Source organism: Streptomyces sp. 11-1-2 (assembly GCF_003595545.1).
GTDB lineage: Bacteria > Actinomycetota > Actinomycetes > Streptomycetales > Streptomycetaceae > Streptomyces > Streptomyces hygroscopicus_B.
Genome location: NZ_CP022545.1, coordinates 6,719,660 through 6,737,407, shown reverse-complemented (window position 1 = coordinate 6,737,407; position 17,748 = coordinate 6,719,660). Strand labels below are relative to the sequence as shown.

Below are 17,748 nucleotides of genomic sequence, written 5' to 3'. Positions count from 1 at the left end.
CCATCGGTTGCGCGCGGCAGCCCGTGACGCGGCGCCCGCTGTGCTGGGCTTCGCCGTGGTGCGGGCCGTCGGGGTGACGGTGCTCCTGTACTGGGGCCACCGGCGTGGAGATCCAGCGCTGGGAAGATTGGCGACGATATGGGACGCCGAGCGGTACGGGAATATCGCGGTGAACGGATACGACCGCGGCCTGCCCGTACTCGCGGCCAGTCCGCAGGCAGGGAACGCTTACTCCAACCTGGCGTTCTTCCCGCTGTATCCGGCCCTGATCCGGCTCGTGCACGCCCTGACGTCGCTGCCCGTCCCGCATGCCGCTCTTCTGGTCTCCTGGCTCGCGTCCCTGGCCGCGGCCTGGGGGATCTTCGCCGTCGCCGCCTGGCGCTACGGCAAGCACACCGGAGTGCTGGCCGCGGTGCTCTGGGGAGCGTTGCCGCATGCCGTGGTGGAGAGCATGGCCTATACGGAGGCACTATTCACGGCCTTGGCCGCCTGGTCCCTGTATGCGGCGTTGACCCAGCGCTGGATATGGGCCGGCCTCCTGTGCGGGTTGGCGGGGCTGACCCGGCCCAGCGCGGTGGCTCTGGTGGTCGCGATCGACGGGGCGGCTGCCGTCGCCTTGATACGAATCCGCAGACGTCCGGCACGGCAGCCGGCGAAGGCACGGTGGCGGCCTTGCCTGGGTGCGCTGATCGCCCCGCTGGGCTGGCTGGGGTTCATCACATGGGTGGGCACCCGGCTCGGCCACTGGGACGGTTACTTCACCGTCCAGAAACTGTGGCGTTCCCGATTCGACTGGGGAGTCACCACAGTCCGCCAGCTGGGCCGGGTCTTCCTTCATGCCCCGTCCGTGCCGTTCGCCTGGGTGGTCGTGGCGCTCGTGCTGTGCGCCGCCATAGCCCTCGGAGCCGTGACAGTGGCGCACGGCCAGCCGCTGCCGCTCGTGGTGTACAGCGTGGGCCTGTTGGTGATCGCTGTCGGGGACTCGGCGTTCTTCGGCGTCCGGGCCCGGTTCCTCCTGCCCGCTTTTCCCTTGCTGCTGCCGTTGGCGATGGGGCTGGCCCGAGTCCGCCCCGGCAGCGTGCGTGTCCTCCTGCTGGGCTCGACGACCGCCCTGTCCGCGCTGTACGGCGCTTACCTGGTCTTCGCCGTCGATCACGCACCGTAGTAAGCGGTCACTGTTCCCTGATTCTGTGCGGGACATCGCGCGGCCCGTGCGTCGGTGATCTTTTCGACGCTCGCCGCGGCCTCCAGCTCGACGGGACCTGTGGTTGGTTGTCCGGAAATACCGGTTGGGCGCTCTCCGTTTCAGCGGCTTGCCTCGCCCTGGGCGACTTCGATGTCCTGGTGGACGCTGAGTGCGCCGGTCGCCGCAGTGGCGCAGGAGATCACCGCGCAGGCGGCCAGGAGAACGGCGATCCACGGCACGATGCGCGGTGTTCGTGCGGCTGGGGACAGGAGGGCGGCCACACGCCGCGGCACAGGACCTGTGGTCGCCGCCGGTGTGAACGCCGGGCGATCCGAGTCCGCCGCGTGCGCGGCCAGGGCGGCTCGGGCGATGGCGCGGGCGGTCAGGTGCCGGTCGCCGACCGCAGTGGCGGCCGCCTCGTCGGCAGCGCGTTCCGCGACCAGCCGGACCGCTTCACGGACCGCTCGCAAGGCGGGGTGGCAGTGGGCGGCGAGTTCCGCCGCGGCCAGGAAGTAGCGGTGGCCGCCGGTGTTGTGGGCGCGCTCGTGCGCGAAGAGGGCCTCCCGCTCGTCCGGCCGCAGGGCACGCAGCATGCCGGTCGTGACGACGATGCGGTGCGGGCGGCCGGGCAGGGCGTAGGCGTCCGGGTGCGGGGAGTCGACGACGCACAGGTCGCCCGCGACGGGCCGGCGTTCGGCCTGGGAGCGGGCGGTGCGCAGCCCTGCGGCCTGGCGCACGGCCGAGCGCCCGAGCGCGAAGGTGCCGAGCGTGAGCAGACCGGCGGCCAGGGCGGCCACGGGCAGGACCAGCCGTTCGGAGGGCGTCCGCAGAGGGTGGACCAGCTCGCCCAGCGCGGCAAAGGCCGGGATTTTGAGCAGGCCGGTCACCGCGAAGGTGCCGAGTGCCGCGACGGTACCGGCTGCGAGGAGGAGCGCGGAGACGGTGAGGGTCCACAGGGCGGCCACCGGCGAGCGGTGGTCGAGGATCCGGCGGGCCAGGAAAGGCGACGCACAGGGCAGGAGGAGCGGGATCAGCAGAAGCGTGGTCGTCATAGGCCCTCCTCCAGCAGTCGCCGCAGGACCTGCTCGTCGTCCGGGCCGAGCTGGGCGACGAAGCGGGCCAGAACGGTCTCCCGGTCGCTGTCGCGGTCGAGTTCGCCGTGCATGCGCAGAGCGGTCAGGCCGTGCGGGTCCTGTATGGGGCGGTAGGCGTAGCCGCGGCCCTGCCGCTCCCGCTCCAGGGTCCCCTTGTCATACAGGCGGGAAAGGATCGTCGTCACGGTCGTCCGCGCCAGACCGGAGGAGAGTTCGGCCTGGACCTGGGCCGGGGTGAGCGGCGTGTCCGAAGCCCACAGGACGGCCATCACGGCCGCCTCCAGCTCACCCGCGGGTCGGCGCTCGTCCTTCGCGTCGGTCATGGGAATGATTCTCACCCCACCATCGTCTACAGTGACGCAGATCGTCTACAGGATTGTAGTCGGTCGGGGTGCCGTGCATCCGGTCGTCCGCAGGGAAAGGACTCATGCCGATGACCACACCCGTGGTCCTATCGTCGCAGCTCGCTGTCAACCCCCTCGACGCGCACTCGTTGCTGGCCGCCTTCGGCGTGCTGGGTGTCGGTGCGGTGATGTTCGCCGAGACGGGACTGCTGATCGGCTTCTTCCTGCCGGGCGACTCCCTGTTGTTCACGGCGGGCCTGCTGTGCACGGGCACGGGCACGGGGGAGCATGGCGTACGGCTGTCCCTGGGGCCCCTTCTGGTCGCCGCGGCGTTCGGCGCGCTGGCCGGTGCGCAGTGCGGCTATCTCATCGGGCGCCGGGCGGGCGGCACCCTGCTCGCTCGTAGCAGGTCCACCCGGCTGCGCGAGGGGGCGAAGCGGGCCGAGGTGCTGCTGGCGCGGTACGGGCATGCGAAGGCCATCGTCCTGGCGCGATTCGTGCCGGTGGTGCGGACCGTCCTCAACCCGCTGGCAGGGGCGCTGGACGTGCCCGTCCGGGTGTTCACCGTCTGGCAAGTGGTCGGTGGCCTGGTGTGGAGCGTCGGCCTGTCCCTGGCGGGATACGCGCTGGGCTCCTCGATCCCCGGCGTGGACCGCTATCTGCTGCCGCTGGTGGCGCTGATCGTGGTGGTGTCGCTGATTCCGCTCGCCGCCGAGCTGTACCGCAGCCGCAGGCAGGCCAGGGCGAAGGAGGCGCGCGGGTGACCTCCGCGTTCGGCGGAGCGTCGATCGACGGCTCCGCGTACACGGATGTGGTGGACCTGGCGGGGCGCTCGCCCCGCTGGCTGGACACCGCGGTGACGGCGTGGTCGGCGTACGGGCTGGCGGTGTTCGCCCTGCTGATGGTCCTGGGCTGGTGGCAGGCCCGGCGGACAGGGGCAGTGGTGGCGGTGACGGCGTTGGCCGCGCCGGTGGTCGTGGTCCTGGCGTACGGCGTGGATGCCGTCCTGAAGCTGGTGGTGCGTGAGGACCGGCCGTGCCGGAGCTTGCACATGAGGACGCTGGAGGCGTGCCCGGCGCCGGGTGACTGGTCCCTACCCAGCAATCACGCGGCGATCGCTGCGGCGACCGCCGTGGCGCTGGTGTTCCTCTCACGTCGCCTGGGAGCGGTCGCGGCCGTGGCCGCGCTTGCCATGGCGGCCTCCCGGGTCTGGGTCGGCGTGCACTACCCGCACGACGTCGCGGTCGGCGTGCTCGTGGGCGGTCTCGTGGCCTTCGCTGCGATGATCCTGTTGCGGCGGTGGGCGCAGATGCTTGCCCGTCACCTGAGCGCCACTGTGCTGCGTCCGCTCCTGGCTGCCCCGTGAACCGCAGGGACGCCGCAGGGCTGGTGTGCAGCGCGGGCCTCGGCGCCTGGACGGCGCTGGGAGTGCTGACCATGGTGGTCGTGGGTGGCGATGGTGCTCCGCTGTGGGTGGACGACGGCCTTCTCTCGTGGTCCGTCGGACACCGCCCCGATGCGGCGCTGGCCCTGGCACGCGGGCTGACTGACACCGGAACCGGTGTCATCCCGTACGTCCTCGCCGTGCTGGCCGGCGTTGTGGCGGGGCGGACGCTGCGGCACAGGCTTTTCGCCGCCGCACTCTGCCTCGCGTGCCTCGGCACAGGACAGGCGCTTCGGTACGGCGTGATGGAGCTCATCCACCGGGCCCGCCCGCCACGTTATGACTGGGCCACGCACGCGAGCGGCTGGGCCTTCCCGTCGGGGCATGCCACCACGGCTGCACTGACCGCCGGGCTACTGATCGTGGCGCTGAGCCTGCGCGCCCCGCGCGGCGGGACGGCACTCAGCGTCGCCGTCGGCTGCTGGGGCCTGCTGGTCGGGCTCACCCGCGTCTACCTCGGGGTGCACTGGTTCACCGACGTCGTCGGCGGCTGGCTGTTCGCCGTCGGCTGGCTCGGAGTGTGCCTGTGCGCCGCGGCCCACTGGCTGCCCGCATCCTTCCTCGGCGACACGACCCACCCGGCCGCAGAGTTTTGACAGGCCGTGATCTGCGGCGGTTGTAGTTGAGGTGCAGGATATCCCGGTGAGATTGATCTTGCCTGTGTTCAGGCCTCTGGCTGGTGGTCCCAGAGGTGCACGGCCTCACCGGACTTGAGTGGCTTGTCGCTTGATATGGGCGGACACGATGCGGGCTTCGTGCTCGCACGCGTTGCTGGCGTGGGCGCGGGGTTCGGTCGGCCGACGTGTTTTCGGCCAACAGGTCGGCGCGCCGGCCGACGCCCTGGACTAACGCTGCGGCAACTGGGACGACCTCCTTCATGCCCCCGTCGCCGTCCCGGCCCCCATAGAGGCTGCGCTGCACAGCTACCTGGCCGCCTTCGGCCTGGTCTCCGGCTGCTTCGACTTCGCGCTGACCGGCGACGGGGACACCCCCGGAGCGCTGGACGGCGATCGAGTGCAATCCGAACGGACAGCGCCATACGTTCGGCAGGGGGAGAAAGTCATGCCGACTCCGGAGGCCGGGCGCCCAATGCGGGGCCGCCAAGAAGGCGATGGGGGACGAGGTATCCGGAGTTCCGGCGCAAGTCTCCGGGCTGCTCGTCGGTGTGTCGGTCGCTTCCGCTCCGTCCGCTGGAAGATCCTCCGTCAGGAGATCCGCTGCGGCGAAAGGAGCCCTTGGTGGGCTGGAGAAGGCGTCGCCCGGGCTGTTCCTCCCGCACGCCGGCGACCGCGGCTCCTGCCTGACCGCGCTCGCACCGGCGGTCGGGCTCACGCGGTGCGAGCCCGACCGCCGGAGCCAGCAGTGGAACCGTGAGCCATGGCGGAGCGCAACCTGGAAACGCACGGCCTGGCGGATCTTCGGGAGTGCGGACCGCTGTCTGTACCAGGACGACCGCGGACTCCCCGCCCGCTGGGATGACCGCGACCGGCAGAGCCCCGAGCCGAGACTCTCCGGCTGCGGCGCCCGGCCCCGGCCCGAACTCTACTGGCGCTGGGCGGCTGACGCTCCGGACACCGCCCCGCCCCGCGGCTTCACGACAGCGGCTCAGGGCTGTCTCGAACCCTCGGCCGCCGCGTCGCCGAATCGCGTCAGGGCCAGTGCTCCCGCCACCGCCGCCACGAACCCCGCGACCGCCAGCCACTGGAGACCGTCGCGGGGGCGGTCGCCCAGCCAGACGATGCCCACCACGGCGGGCCCTGCCGTTTCGGCCAGGACCATGCCCGCTGTCGCCACGGTCACCGAGCCGCGCTGCAACGCCGAGGTGAGCAGGAGAAACCCCGCTGCTCCCCCGAGCGCCAGAGCGTAGAGGGCGGGGTTGCCGAAGACCCGGGGAACCGCGAGGGAGTCGATCAGCCGGACCGCGACCTCGACCACGCCGAAGCCCGCGCCCGCGCCGAGACCCAGCAGCAGGGCGCGCGGCCGCTCCGCGAGCCGCCCGGAGAGCGCGCCGGCGAGGAGCACGACGAGGACGGCGCCGAGCAGGGACCAGTGCAGGGCGGCCGGTCCGGCGCGCTGTCCCTGCGCTCCGGAGGCGAGGGCGATCATCGCCAGCCCCGCGCACACCGTGGCCACCGCGGCCCATTCGGCGACGGTCAGCCGGGCGTCGAGGAGCCAGGCGGCGACCACGGCGGTGACCGCGAGACTGGCGGCAAGCGAGGCGCCGACCGCGTACAGGGGAATCGACCGCAAGGCGGCGATCTGGAGGAGGAACCCGAGGCCGTCGACGGCGAGACCGGCGCCATAGCGCCACTGGCGCAGAGCGCGCAACAGCAGCACCGGGTCGACGCCGGAGCCGGAGCCGGTGTCGACGGCACGTGCGGCGATGGCCTGGAGAACGGAGGCCGTGCCGAAGCAGCAGGCCGAAGCGAGTGCGCACACCATCCCCAAGGGCACGGGAAGGACTGTAGGCCAGAGCTCGGCGAAGAGCTGGGGGCTGGCCGCCGACCACGCGGGGCACACGGGTACGGGAATACCGGGACCGTGCGCGGTGCAGGTCAGCGGCCGGGCGGCACATCGACCGACCCGATGTACTCCTGGGTCTCCTCGTCCGGGAGCCGGACCGACTGCGCCCAGAAGTAGATCAGCAGACTGAAGACCGCGATGATCGCCATGTCCCACCACAAAGGCAGGGCTCCGGTCGCGCCGCAGGACACAGACGAGGCAGGCCCGCCGCTGCAGTAGCCGCCCTGCCAGGAGATCAGGCCCATGCCCACCAGATACACCGGCAGCCACTGAGCGGAGCGCCAGTCCGGATGCGGGGCCCTCGGGTTCAGCCCGAGCAGCGCCGAGGCGCCTAGCAGCAGATAGCCGAGCACGATCGCCAGACCGAGCCGCCACAGGGTGTCCCAGCCCGCCCAGTAGATGATCAGGTTGGACACGATGAAGGCGACGGGCGCCCAGAACATACCGCCCGGAAGGCGGTACGGACGGCGCCGGTCGGGGTCCTGTCTGCGCAGACACCCGAAGGCGAGCGGCGCGCCCGCGTACATCAGCACGCTCGCGGAGGTGACGAAGCCGACCAGCTTCTGCCAGGTGGGGAAGGGCAGGAAGGCGATGAGTCCGACGACGAAGGTGAAGAGCAGACCGAACCAGGGAACCCCGCGCGCGGTGGTCCGTTCGAAGACCGCGGGCACGTAGCCGTTGCGGGAGAGCCCGTACGAGACCCGGGAGGCGGCGGTGGTGTAGATCAGGCCGGTGCCGGTCGGGGAGACGACCGCGTCGATGTAGATCAGCACGGCGAGCCAGCCGAGCCCGGCGGAGAGGGCGAGTCCGGCGAACGGGCCCGCCTTGTCGGTGAAGGACAGATTGACCCAGCCGTGGACGAAGGAGTCCGGCGGCAGAGCACCGATGAAGACCACCTGGAGTGCCAGATAGAGGAGGGTGCCGAGGACGATCGAGCCGATCACCGCCCGTGGGATGTCCCGTGCCGGATTGCGGCTCTCCCCCGCCAATTGGTCTGCCTGTTCGAATCCGAGGAGCGCGAAGATGATCCCGCTGGTGCTGACGGCGGAGAGTACGCCCTGGACGCCGAACGGGGCGAAGCCCTGGTGGCCGAAGTTGCCGCGGTGGAAGGCGGTTCCCGCCAGAGCGACGACGGTGAGCACGGGGACGGCGACCTTCCACCAGGTGGCCATGCTGTTGGTGTGGGCGAGCCAGCGGATGCCGAAGAAGTTGACGAGGACAAAGAAGGCCATGAAGGCAACGGCCAGCCCATATCCGGCGGCGGTCAGCTGGTTCTTCCCCGTCTGTACCCAGCCGGCGTGAACACTGAGGTAGTTCAGCGACGCCATGACCTCGATCGGAGCCGTGGCGGCGGCCTGCAGCCAGGAGAACCAGCCGAAGGAGGCTCCGGCCACGCTGCCGAAGGCGTAGTGCGGGAAGCGCGCGGTGCCCCCCGCGACCGGGTAGGTGGCCCCCAGTTCCGCGTGGACGAAGGCCAGAACGGTGATCGCGAGTGCCCCGATCCCCCAGGAGACGAGGGAGGCGGTCCCGGCCGCCTGCGCGGCGAACAGCGCGCCGAAAAGCCAGCCGGAGCCGACGATGGATCCCACGGAGGTCCAGATGAGTCCGATCAGGCCGATGTCTCGCTGAAGACCCGGCTTCCAGGACGCCTCAGGCGCGGTCGACGGCGGCATCCGACACGCAACCTCGCTCCGCTGGGGACCAGACGCGCAGCCTGTGTGGACGCGCCCGCTGACTCCGTTCTCCCTTTCCCGGCGCCGGCCCCGCCACTCCGGCACGGCGGGACTTGCTCCGAATGGAGTGCCGGGGAGACGGGGACTCGCGATTCTCCCTGCTCGGCCCGTCCGGCGCGGGCGGCAGGGGATTCAGGTCCCCACGGGCGGCGACCCGGACCGGCCCGCACCGCCTTCGCTGACGCCGCCACCGCTACCGACGACGGACGCGCGCCGACGCCGGCGCAGGGCCACGAGCACGCAGAGCGCCAGCGCCGCCCCGATCGCCACAAGATGCTCTCTGCCCGCCAGGTTGGGTTCGGCGATCACCTCGACGACCATCGCCACGATCACCAGCGCCCCGGTGAACCAGGCCCCCGTGCTCACGCAGACGCACACCACGAGCCCGACGACCGTCGCCGACGGCCCGGTGTCGACGACCTGCGCGTCCGATGCCGGCAGCCCGAGGACGCCCCCGGGGCCGAGCGCGATCCCGAGCCGCGCGTAGAGCGCCCCGGCGAGGGTGCAGAGGTAGGCGACGACGAGGGTCCCCGGCCGCCCCAGAGTGATCTCCGCGATGCCGAACACCAGCAGGACCTGTGCCAGCGAGCCCCAGACGGGCAGGTCGGGCGCGGGCACGAAGAGCGAGAGCGGAGTACGGAGGAGGGCGAGCCAGAGAGGATCCTGGGCCCGGACGAAGCCGACGTCCTGAACGAAGCCATGGCCCCAGCTCTGATTCTGGCCGAGTTGGAAGAGCGCGATCAGAGAGATCGAGGCGAGCGTCAGCGGGAAGGCCCGCCACCCCCGGGCCGCCACCGCCGCCCGCACGGTCGTGTACAGCGGGCCCCACTCGCGCCGGGCGAACGAGGCAGCCGTGTTCAACGGCGAGTCTCCAGACGTCTGCGGTGCAGCCACTTCGGCAGTCCGGGCGCTTCCAGAAAGCCCTCGGCGCGGGCGCTCGCGATACCGATGCGCAGCAGGTCGGTGCTCTGGGCGTACAGCAGGAAACGGGGCTCCCAGATGGGCCGGTACTTGGCGTTGGCGCGGTAGAGCGACTCGATCTGCCACCAGCGGGAGAAGAAGGTCAGCAGCGAGCGCCACAGCCGCAGCACCGGGCCGGCGCCGAGCCGGGAGCCGCGTTCGAAGACCGCGCGGAACATCGCGAAGTTCAGCGAGACCTGGGTGACGCCGAAGTCGCCGGCACGCTGGATCAGCTCCAGCACCATGAATTCGAACAGGCCGTTGTCCGAGTCCCGGTCACGTCGCATCAGATCGAGGGAGAGCCCGTCGGGGCCCCAGGGGACGAAACTCAGCAGGGCGCGCGGCCGTCCGTCGGCGTCCCGGCAGACCAGCATGACGCAGCGACCGTCCTGCGGATCGCCGAGACGGCCCAGCGCCATGGAGAATCCGCGCTCCGTCGCTCCGTCGCGCCAGTCGTCGGCCAATTCGATCATCTCGGCCATCTCGTGAGGCGGCATGTCCTCGTGACGGCTGACGCGGACGGTGTACCCGGCGCGCTCGACACGGTGGTGTGCCTGGCGGACACTGCGTATGGCACGGCCTTCCGTAGTGAACTCGGCGATGTCGACAATCGCCTCGTCGCCCAGCTCCAGAGCGTTCAGTCCGTGTCGGGCATAGACGGTGCCGCCCTCTTCGCTCGCCCCGATCACCGAGGGTGTCCAGCCGTGCTCACGGGCCCGGACCAGCCAGCGGTCGATCGCTCCCGGCCACGCCTCCGGGTCGCCGATCGGATCACCGGACGCGAGCGAGACACCGCCGACCACTCGGTAGGTGACGGCGGACTTGCCCGACGGCGACCAGATGACGCTTTTGTCGCGGCGCAGGGCGAAGTAGCCGAGGGAGTCGCGGTCGCCGTGCCGTTCCAGCAGCGCGCGGATCTCCCGCTGATCTTCGTCGGTCTGCGGGTCGACGGCGCGGCGGGATCTGAACGCCGCGTACAGGACCAGCAGGATCAGTGCCGTGCTCATCAGATTGATGAGCACATTGGCCCAGCCGGGGGTGACGATTCCCCCGAAGTGGATGTCGTCGTAGGCGAGCGAGAACATGCGGAGCACGCCGTAATGCCAGCGCTCCAGGAAGTCGGAGCGCCCGGGGTCCGGGTCGGTGTTGCTCACGGTGACCATCGTGGCGGCGAGCAACGACCCCACCACCAGCCCGACCGCGCCGACCATCGCCGCCAGTTTCGGGTTGGCGCGGTCGCCCTTCGCGTAGAACTCCCGCCGCCCGGCGATCAGGGCGGCGACGAAGAACGCGGTCAGTCCGACCGCGAGCCAGTTCTGGACGTGCTGCCGGTACACCGGCAACCCCAGGGCCAGGGCCGTCAGCACCAGCGTCAGCCCGGACAGGGCGAGATTGAGGATCCAGGCGGCGCGTTTGCGCCGCCTCATGGTGATCGCCAGAAACACGGAGAGCACACCGGAGAAGAACCCGGCGGTCAGCAGGTAGGACGTGAAGAACTCGTCGTCGTTGTGCCGCCGGATGTCGTTCCCGAACGACACCCACACGGCGCCGAGGAAGTTGATGAAGGCGACGACCCGCAGATACCAGACCGCTGAGACGTACCCGCGCCGTGACCACTCGCTGCGAGCCGCACCCGGCTGCGGACTCCGTCGGACGCGCCCCATGCGAGCGACCCTAGAGGCTGCCGGGCCCTCGGAAGCGCTCCGCGAAGGGCGGTGAACGGGTGAACTCGCCAAGGCGGCCCTGGACGCGTTCAACACCGCGTACCGGGCGGCCAAGGCGGCGGACGCCGTATACATCGGCGTCGAGCACCATGGACGGCGGTGGACGGTGAAGGCCGGCATGCTCACCGCACCCGGCTCAGGGCCGCGGCTACGCCCATGCACTACACGCTTCAAAGGCGTCACAGGCGAGGCGCGGGCCCGCGCCTCGCCGCCGCCCTGCACGCCGCCCTCTACGGAGACCTGGAACCGCTGGCCCGCGCGGTGCCCGCCGTACCGTCCTGACCGAGTCCATCCCCACCCGGCCAGCGATCCCTCTACCAGATCGTGGTGATGATCCGGGCCGGAATGGAAGATCACCGGACAAGCCGTCGGAGGGGCTGGGAACGTCGCGCGCGAGGCAGGCTGACGCTCAAGGAGCGCGCGGTGCCGACCAACTTCCTGAGCGAGGACGAATAACGGCGCTTCGGCCGGTTCGCGCAGAACCCCGACGAGGGACAGCTCGCCGGGTCCTCCCTGCTTGACCGGACCGCGCGGCGCCGGGCGACAGCCGCCAAGTGCGCCAGGAACCGGATCGGCTGGGCGGTCCAGCTCGGGACCGTCCGCTACCTGGGAACGTTCCTCGACAACCCCGAACAGGTAGCGCGCCGTGGTGGTCGACTACGTCGCCGAGCAGCTGGGCCTGGACCCTGCCGAAATTCGCCGGGTACGGCACGAAGGAGCACCGCTAGGACCACCAGGACCAGATACGCGAGGGCTACGGGTACACGAAGTTCGGCTTCGACCAGTGGTTCGGGCTCGCCCGCTGGATGTACCAGCGGGCGTGGATCGGGTCCGAGCGCCCGCCCCTGCTGGGATCGCTCGTCCTAGACGCCGTGATGCTGATCTGTACCTATGCGCTGACCCGCCTCTCGGCGGGCCGGGCACTGCGCCCCGTGCGGGCCATGACCGAGCAGGCCACCCGGTGGAGTGCGGTGGCCGCCGTGGACCGCTTCGGCGCCGAGGAGCGCCCGGCCGAACTCCCAGCCCTGGGCGCTTCCCTTGACGCACTGCTGGACCGCATACGCGCGGTGCTGCGAGCCAACGGCGTACGGGAGACCGAAGTCCTCGGCCTGCTGCAGCGGGCCGACGGCGCGCTGCAGCAGGCCGGGCGAGGTCGCCGAACGCCTCAGCGGCGAGCTGACCCACATGCACGTCAAACAGCTGCTCTCCCGCACCCCCGCGGCCGGGCCTACGCCTACGCGCCCGTCACCGACGACCCCGGCTTCGCCGCCCGCCGCGTGCGCACCGTCATGGAAGAGCGGCACGACCACGAGGCGGTGCTGGCCCGCTTCGCCGACGGCCTGTCCGCCATGGACACCGACCTGCTGCGCCAGCTGCTCGGCCCTGATCAGTAGGAGGAGACGCCCGGATGCGGATCGCCGTCTACCTCCCGCTGCTGCTGTCCCTCCTTGCCCCGCTCGGGGCAAGGCCGCTGGCCGAACGCTGCGAACCCCGCCTGGCCACCTGGCTCCTGACCATCTCGCTCGGCCTGCTGGCCGCCACCGGCCTGATTCGCATCCCGCTGTTCGCAGAGCTCGGCCACTGGTCGTCGCGCACCGCGCAGCGCGACGGCCCCGCAGAACTCTCTGTCGCTCTCATCGCCGGCCTGCTGCTTGGCGGCGCCGTGGTCACCGCGGGTCGCATGCTCTGGCGCCGCGCCCGCACACTGACCGCCGCCGCGCTGGAGGCCGCCACGCTCCCGGTCCTCACCGCCGCGACCTGGGCCACCGCCGGAGCCGCCCACGACCTCCACCTCCTGCTGGAGAGTTGGCGCCTGGTAGCCGTTCTCTCCCGCCGCCGTGTGGCCGTGTGGCGGGAACTGTGCCGGATCGGCGCGCTGTCCCCGGGGCAGGGCACCTGGGCGGTCCCCGACGTACCAGTGTTCGCCGACTGCCTCACGCGCGCGGCGCAGCTCGCCCGCGAGGCCTTCGGCGACGTGGTGACGCTGGCGGCCGCCGGACGCACGGACGCCGACACCGCAACTCGCGATGAGCGGCTCCGTGTCGTCCCAGCGATCCGCCACATCATCCTGCCGCAAGGAGCGATACAGATGGTCTTCGGTGGCGACCACGTTGCGACAGGAGAGAACAGGTACGGAACGATGCTTCATCGGGTGCGAAAGGGCTGCTCTCGATGGACTGGTAGGACATGAAGGCGGTTCCCATGTCACCCGAAGGTGCAGTCGTTGCGGCGTCCCGCGAGGTGTCGGCCTTCTCCTCCGCTACCTGTACGCGGTCGCGGGCGGCGGCAGCCCGCCCGCGACCGCCCGCGCGTTTCGCCCTCCGCTGCCAGCGGTCCCTGGCGCTCGGTTCGTGCGCGACTCACTGCCCGCCAGACGGACTCATTCCAGCCCTGCATTGACGTCACCCTGCGGAAAGCCTCAGTAGCTGCCGTCGGCTTGCAGGGGCTTGCCAAAAACGCTGACGATGTCGAGCTCGCGGCGCGAGACCCCCGACCCAGGCCGCGCAACAAGCAAGTCCTCATCGCCGCAGAACGGATAATTCACCCCCGCGCGCAGCCGAGCCCCTCACCGTCGGCACCTCACCGACGATGCTCATACCACGCGAAACTGCACGTCAACCGGCTTCCCAAGGGAATCACCACAGCGGGGGCGAACCGCAGCGAGCGCATCCGCTACCCTGTGAGGGGTCAGTCGGGATCTCCGCCGCGCCCTGTCGCCAGGACCCCTTGGTGATCAGCACGCGGACCGTCTGAACTGCGGGTTTGTCCAGCCAAGACGAAGATCGGTCACTGGATTTTCGACAAGGTTTCCCACAAGCCCCGGCCTCCGCCTCCGTAGCTCAGGGGATAGAGCACCGCTCTCCTAAAGCGGGTGTCGCAGGTTCGAATCCTGCCGGGGGCACCACGCATTACGTCGCTGACCTGGGGTTCCCTCCCCAGGGAGGCGCTCTATTCGGCCTCGGACTCCTCGTCCGGGGCCGTTTGCGTGAGCGGTGCGTGAGCGGTGCGTGAGCGGTGCGTGAGCGGCACCCGCGCGGCGTCGACCAGGTTTCCCCACTGAGGGTCGCTACCCGAAAGTTCGGGCAAGTTCCTGGCTCGGCAGCTGAGTCACGGGCAAGCTCTGGCACAGAGATCGTTACCGGCACCGGAGGAGGTCATCATGGCCCTGATCTGATCGCCCTGCGGCGGACGAAGCACCACCAGCTCGGGTTCGCGCTCCAGATGTGCACGGTGCGGTACGTCGGCCACGTCGTCCAGGAAGAAGAACCGCTCCAGCTCGGGCCTCGTCGGTTCCTCGGCGAACGCCCCGTACGCCTCGGCCTGTTCATCACTCAGAGATTCCACCGGCACGAGCCGGACCGTAGCCAGCCCCGAAGCAGGCCCAGAGACGTTTCACCGAACCCCAGCGGCGAAGTGGATCACTGTGCTGCACCACCATGATCGTTCTCACCGATAACCGCTGTACCGATGTTCCCCGAGGCCGGAGAGGCTCGCGAGTTCGAGGAAACTGAAGGTTCTTCAGGACGAACCCGAGGGCGTGTTGCCCAAATTCTGGGGATGGGCCCGTGGGTTCCCGGTCAACTCACGGGGTCGGCTTCGGCAGCTTGCTCCAGCAGTGCCCGTGCGGAGTCCGAGTAACGCATGGCGGTCTTCTCGTGCAGCCCGAACACCTCGGCGAGATGGAGAGGGTCAGGGCCCTGAATCATGGCCTCTTCGAGTTGTCGATCGACGCGGAGCCTTTCCAAGGTTGCCGCCTGGCCGCGCAGAGGCCCGCGGATCCAGCGGTTGCTGGCGCGACCCGTTCCCGTGGCGGTCTGGCTATTGATCAGCAGGTGGAGGTTGGCCGTGTTCGGCCAGCGCTCGCGCCGGTATTCCAGCCAGTCCAGCAGTAGTTTCAGGGTGAGATCGTCGAGCGGCCGGACTCGTCCGGCGATAGCCAGGCGGCGGTTCCCGATGTCGGCATCGTCGAGCATCATGGTGGCGATCTGGGCGACCCGGGCTGCGTGCACCGCCGCGAGAGCGAGGACGAGCCGGGTGGCCGGCGTGGTGGCGGCGGCGACAGAGCGGTCGATCTGGTCGGGTGCGAGCGGTTGGAGCACGCTGTACTCAATTTGGCCGACCTTGATACGGCTGGCCGGGTTGCGGAAGATCAGGCCCGACCGCTTGGCCCAGGCGAACAGTGAACGCAGGGCGACGAGTTCATCTATGCGGTGGTGGCCGTGCAGTGTCTTGGCGTGGACCAGGACGTCTTCGCGGGTCACCTCCCGCAGGTGGTCGTAGCGGTTCGACCACGCCAACAGTGCTGGGCGGGCCCCGTTGAGGTAGAGCCGGACCGTGGCTTGCTGCCGCGGCAGGCTGCGGGGGCCGCCATCCCGCAGAACTCTGGTCCAGCGTTCGGCTTCCGCAGCGATGCCGGGGGCGGTGCCCTCCAGACGCTCAACGAGTCACCGCTCGAAGAAGGGTTCCTCGTCATCCAGGAAGATTCCCATCTCCTCAAGGACCGTGATGACGTGGCCAACCCGCAGGTCGAGGGCACGGAGCGGGGCGAATATCTCACTGTGGCGGATGACGTCGCCCTCGGTGTATGCCGTAAGAACGACTGCCAGTCCGCGGTTGACAGCGAAGCGGATGCCGCGTCCCCAGCCCCGGGCTTCAGCGAGTTGGTGGGCGAGGTGCTTCGCCCAGGCCAGCCAGGGACTGGCCAGGTCGGCGGCGGCTGGGTCGAGCCGGCCGAAGTCACGCGGAACCTGTTCGAACAGCGGCAGTTGTCTCCAACCGGTGCTCGGCCGTGAGCGCGATGTGGGTGGCGGCTTGCGGGACGCTTCTCGTGCCTTGACATGGTGCAGGGCGGTGAGAGCTGATCCTCTGCGGTAGTGCAGGCCCACGAAGAAGAGCTGGTGATGACGGACGGTCTGGAGCCACGAGGTCATCACCTCGCCGGTGACGGTCGGCATGCCGGTGGCCGTCCTGGCGTTGAGCCGGGCCTGGCACCAGCACAGACGGCAGTACTCCCACTTCAGTGGCTGGACTCGCCGACAGCCGACGCAGGTGGCCGCCTCGTGATTGCGGCCGAAGGTGTAGCAGGCAGGACAGAGGCGTCCGCTGAAATCGCCCCAGGCCAGACAGCTCTCGCAGGAGTCAGTGGGCTTGACGTAGCCCTTCGGATACCGGCTCATGCCGGAGGCAGCGACCGGCCGTCGCGGCGCTTGGGCACCACCGCCGGAGCGATGGTGCCGGAGCCGACCGCGACTCGATCGGTCTCCTTCTCACCGGGGCGGTTGACCTTGCCCGGCTCCGGAATCAGCAGGTCGCTGATCTCGCAGCCGAGGACGACGCAGATGACGTCCAGGTCCTCCAACTTGAGCGAAACGGGCTGCCCGGACCACAGACCGGACATCTTCCCCGCCGAGATCACCAACCCGTGCTCAGCCAGGTTTCGCTGGAGCTCGGAAGCCTTCCAGACCCCTTTGTTCGCGGCGGTCAGCCGCAGGTTCCACCTCATCAGACCAGTCCTTCCAGCCGCTTCGCGGCCCGTTCCATCCCGGCGACCCAGGCGTCCTCGACCCGGGTCTGCTGGACGTGGATGTATCGCATCGTGGTGGCGATCCACGAGTGTCCCAAAACCTCCTGGATTGTGAGCAAGTCCAGTCCATTTCCGTAGAGTTGGGACGCGCAGAAATGTCGCAGGACGTGCGGTGTCAGCTTCTTGCCCCACCCGGGCAGGTGCACTTTGGCCGCGTCCTTGAGCCCATTGCGCAGGGCATCGTCGCCCACCCGACGCGAGGATCCGTCGGCGTTCTTGCGCTCGGACGGGAACAGCGGGGCGCCAGGGCGGGTGTGGTCGTCGTCGAACTGGCCCCAGATGTCCTCGATGAACCACCGAAGGGTCCGGTCGGCGCCGTTGATCAGCGGCACCATCCGCTCGCGCGGGCCCGAGCCGCGGGCGCCCTTGCCGTGGCGGACGTGGAGCTTGCCGAATCGGCCCAGGTCCCACTTGACGTCATCCAGGTCGAGCCCGCATGCCTCGCTCACCCGCAGGCCGACCTGGGACAACAGCTTCGAGGCGGTGTAGTTCCTGGCGGTAGGGGCGAACTTGCGGCAGGTGGCCAGCTCACCGCCCCAGCCGGTGAAGAGCGCCCCGACTTCCGGCTCGCTCGGTGGGATCCGCAGCTGGGCGTCCTTCGTGCCGCGCGGCTTGTTCATCTCGTCGATCGGGCACTCGATGACCCGGCCGGTCATCCGGTGCAGTTCGACCTTGTGCCGCAGCTCCAGGAACATGAAGTACGTGCTCAGCGCCTGGGAGCGGGCCAGCCGGGTGCCGCTCGGCGAGCCACGCAGCACCTTCCCGAAGTACGCGTCGGCGTCGGCCGGCTCCATATCCCACAGCGGTCGGCCGAACCAGGTTCTGATCTGGTCCAGGTGTCCGACATCTCCGCGGATCGTGCCGTCCGCCAGTCCTGCCGAGGCGCGTGCGAGGACGAACCCGGACAGCGCGTCGGCCTCGAACTGCTCCAGTTCCTCCGCCGACGCGGGCACCCAGCGCTCGCGCAGGTCCCGTACGACTGCCAGCGCCGTCAACCCGAGCCCCCTCACCTTCGGCCCGACTGCGGATCGGTCGGACACGGTGAGAACGCTTCAAGAATCCCGAAGTTACGTCACGCGACCGCAGACCACCCGAAGGGGGAACAATCCCCTGGCCACAGGTACGGAGACTCCGCGGGGCTCAGGGGAACTCACGG

Annotated in this window: 17 protein-coding genes, 1 tRNA gene and 1 pseudogene; 8 read left to right on the top strand and 11 right to left on the bottom strand. The window is 70.0% G+C overall.

The features are described 5' to 3' along the window. Positions 1-7 precede the first annotated feature (7 nt). Positions 8-1,165, top strand: coding sequence for a glycosyltransferase family 39 protein (locus CGL27_RS28850; protein ID WP_119990956.1), 1,158 nt, complete (start codon positions 8-10; stop codon positions 1,163-1,165). A 140-nt stretch (positions 1,166-1,305) separates the two neighbouring features. Here CGL27_RS28850 and CGL27_RS28845 read toward each other — a convergent pair whose 3' ends face one another. After that, positions 1,306-2,238: a M48 family metalloprotease gene (locus CGL27_RS28845; RefSeq protein WP_119990954.1), complete on the bottom strand. Its 933-nt coding sequence runs from the start codon at positions 2,236-2,238 to the stop codon at positions 1,306-1,308. Beyond that, positions 2,235-2,603, bottom strand: a complete 369-nt coding sequence (locus tag CGL27_RS28840) for a BlaI/MecI/CopY family transcriptional regulator (protein ID WP_119990952.1) — start codon at positions 2,601-2,603, stop codon at positions 2,235-2,237. Before CGL27_RS28840 ends, CGL27_RS28845 begins: the two co-directional genes overlap by 4 nt. Positions 2,604-2,713: 110 nt before the next feature. Between CGL27_RS28840 and CGL27_RS28835 the strand changes: the two genes are divergently transcribed. From CGL27_RS28835 to CGL27_RS28825, 3 genes are read left to right on the top strand one after another with little or no spacing between them, the layout of a single operon-like run. Beyond that, positions 2,714-3,388, top strand: a complete 675-nt coding sequence (locus tag CGL27_RS28835; protein ID WP_119990950.1) for a DedA family protein — start codon at positions 2,714-2,716, stop codon at positions 3,386-3,388. After that, a complete protein-coding gene (locus CGL27_RS28830) occupies positions 3,385-3,990 on the top strand; it encodes a phosphatase PAP2 family protein (RefSeq protein WP_119990948.1) in 606 nt (201 codons plus the stop codon). Before CGL27_RS28835 ends, CGL27_RS28830 begins: the two co-directional genes overlap by 4 nt. Further along, positions 3,987-4,664 (top strand): phosphatase PAP2 family protein, encoded by a 678-nt coding sequence (locus CGL27_RS28825; RefSeq protein ID WP_205587763.1) that lies wholly within the window; start codon positions 3,987-3,989, stop codon positions 4,662-4,664. The genes CGL27_RS28830 and CGL27_RS28825 overlap by 4 nt, the downstream gene beginning before the upstream one ends. A gap of 1,009 nt (positions 4,665-5,673) precedes the next feature. On the opposite strand, the gene CGL27_RS28815 is transcribed toward CGL27_RS28825, so the two are convergent. From CGL27_RS28815 to CGL27_RS28800, 4 genes are all read right to left on the bottom strand, one after another. After that, positions 5,674-6,510 (bottom strand): hypothetical protein, encoded by an 837-nt coding sequence (locus tag CGL27_RS28815; protein ID WP_119990946.1) that lies wholly within the window; start codon positions 6,508-6,510, stop codon positions 5,674-5,676. A 113-nt stretch (positions 6,511-6,623) separates the two neighbouring features. After that, a complete protein-coding gene (locus CGL27_RS28810) occupies positions 6,624-8,264 on the bottom strand; it encodes an APC family permease (RefSeq protein ID WP_119990944.1) in 1,641 nt (546 codons plus the stop codon). A 192-nt stretch (positions 8,265-8,456) separates the two neighbouring features. After that, positions 8,457-9,185 (bottom strand): hypothetical protein, encoded by a 729-nt coding sequence (locus tag CGL27_RS28805; protein WP_119990942.1) that lies wholly within the window; start codon positions 9,183-9,185, stop codon positions 8,457-8,459. Then, a complete protein-coding gene (locus CGL27_RS28800) occupies positions 9,182-10,948 on the bottom strand; it encodes a phosphatidylglycerol lysyltransferase domain-containing protein (protein WP_119990940.1) in 1,767 nt (588 codons plus the stop codon). Before CGL27_RS28800 ends, CGL27_RS28805 begins: the two co-directional genes overlap by 4 nt. Positions 10,949-11,164: 216 nt before the next feature. On the opposite strand from CGL27_RS28800, the gene CGL27_RS53235 reads away from it, so the two are divergent. From CGL27_RS53235 to CGL27_RS28770, 4 genes and pseudogenes are all read left to right on the top strand, one after another. Further along, positions 11,165-11,290, top strand: a complete 126-nt coding sequence (locus tag CGL27_RS53235) for a hypothetical protein (protein WP_276147881.1) — start codon at positions 11,165-11,167, stop codon at positions 11,288-11,290. A gap of 563 nt (positions 11,291-11,853) precedes the next feature. Continuing rightward, positions 11,854-12,084: pseudogene (locus CGL27_RS28785) on the top strand (sensor histidine kinase); the annotation flags it as partial. A 332-nt stretch (positions 12,085-12,416) separates the two neighbouring features. Continuing rightward, a complete protein-coding gene (locus CGL27_RS28775; RefSeq protein ID WP_119990938.1) occupies positions 12,417-13,199 on the top strand; it encodes a Chromate resistance protein ChrB in 783 nt (260 codons plus the stop codon). Positions 13,200-13,837: 638 nt separating this feature from the next. After that, a tRNA-Arg gene (locus CGL27_RS28770) sits at positions 13,838-13,913 on the top strand. A 203-nt stretch (positions 13,914-14,116) separates the two neighbouring features. Here CGL27_RS28770 and CGL27_RS28765 read toward each other — a convergent pair. The 5 genes from CGL27_RS28765 to CGL27_RS28750 all read right to left on the bottom strand — a co-directional run bounded on the left by CGL27_RS28765 (position 14,117) and on the right by CGL27_RS28750 (position 17,587). Then, positions 14,117-14,359, bottom strand: a complete 243-nt coding sequence (locus tag CGL27_RS28765) for a hypothetical protein (RefSeq protein ID WP_119990936.1) — start codon at positions 14,357-14,359, stop codon at positions 14,117-14,119. 227 nt (positions 14,360-14,586) lie between these two features. After that, positions 14,587-15,270 (bottom strand): hypothetical protein, encoded by a 684-nt coding sequence (locus tag CGL27_RS52315; protein WP_240450448.1) that lies wholly within the window; start codon positions 15,268-15,270, stop codon positions 14,587-14,589. A 183-nt stretch (positions 15,271-15,453) separates the two neighbouring features. Further along, entirely contained in the window at positions 15,454-16,185 is a 732-nt protein-coding gene (locus CGL27_RS52310) for a hypothetical protein (RefSeq protein WP_240450447.1), read from the bottom strand. Then, a complete protein-coding gene (locus CGL27_RS28755; RefSeq protein WP_119986158.1) occupies positions 16,182-16,511 on the bottom strand; it encodes a helix-turn-helix transcriptional regulator in 330 nt (109 codons plus the stop codon). Before CGL27_RS28755 ends, CGL27_RS52310 begins: the two co-directional genes overlap by 4 nt. Continuing rightward, positions 16,511-17,587, bottom strand: a complete 1,077-nt coding sequence (locus CGL27_RS28750; RefSeq protein ID WP_119986156.1) for a site-specific integrase — start codon at positions 17,585-17,587, stop codon at positions 16,511-16,513. Before CGL27_RS28750 ends, CGL27_RS28755 begins: the two co-directional genes overlap by 1 nt. Positions 17,588-17,748: the final 161 nt, after the last annotated feature.

What these genes read in the sequence shown, in the direction of transcription:
- CGL27_RS28845 (WP_119990954.1), bottom strand. Translation starts at nt 2,238, where the DNA reads ATGACGACCACGCTTCTGCTGATCCCGCTCCTCCTGCCCTGTGCGTCG.
- CGL27_RS28840 (WP_119990952.1), bottom strand. Translation starts at nt 2,603, where the DNA reads ATGACCGACGCGAAGGACGAGCGCCGACCCGCGGGTGAGCTGGAGGCG.
- CGL27_RS28835 (WP_119990950.1), top strand. Translation starts at nt 2,714, where the DNA reads ATGACCACACCCGTGGTCCTATCGTCGCAGCTCGCTGTCAACCCCCTC.
- CGL27_RS28815 (WP_119990946.1), bottom strand. Translation starts at nt 6,510, where the DNA reads ATGGTGTGCGCACTCGCTTCGGCCTGCTGCTTCGGCACGGCCTCCGTT.
- CGL27_RS28810 (WP_119990944.1), bottom strand. Translation starts at nt 8,264, where the DNA reads ATGCCGCCGTCGACCGCGCCTGAGGCGTCCTGGAAGCCGGGTCTTCAG.
- CGL27_RS28800 (WP_119990940.1), bottom strand. Translation starts at nt 10,948, where the DNA reads ATGGGGCGCGTCCGACGGAGTCCGCAGCCGGGTGCGGCTCGCAGCGAG.
- CGL27_RS53235 (WP_276147881.1), top strand. Translation starts at nt 11,165, where the DNA reads ATGCACTACACGCTTCAAAGGCGTCACAGGCGAGGCGCGGGCCCGCGC.
- CGL27_RS28775 (WP_119990938.1), top strand. Translation starts at nt 12,417, where the DNA reads ATGCGGATCGCCGTCTACCTCCCGCTGCTGCTGTCCCTCCTTGCCCCG.
- CGL27_RS52310 (WP_240450447.1), bottom strand. Translation starts at nt 16,185, where the DNA reads ATGAGCCGGTATCCGAAGGGCTACGTCAAGCCCACTGACTCCTGCGAG.
- CGL27_RS28755 (WP_119986158.1), bottom strand. Translation starts at nt 16,511, where the DNA reads ATGAGGTGGAACCTGCGGCTGACCGCCGCGAACAAAGGGGTCTGGAAG.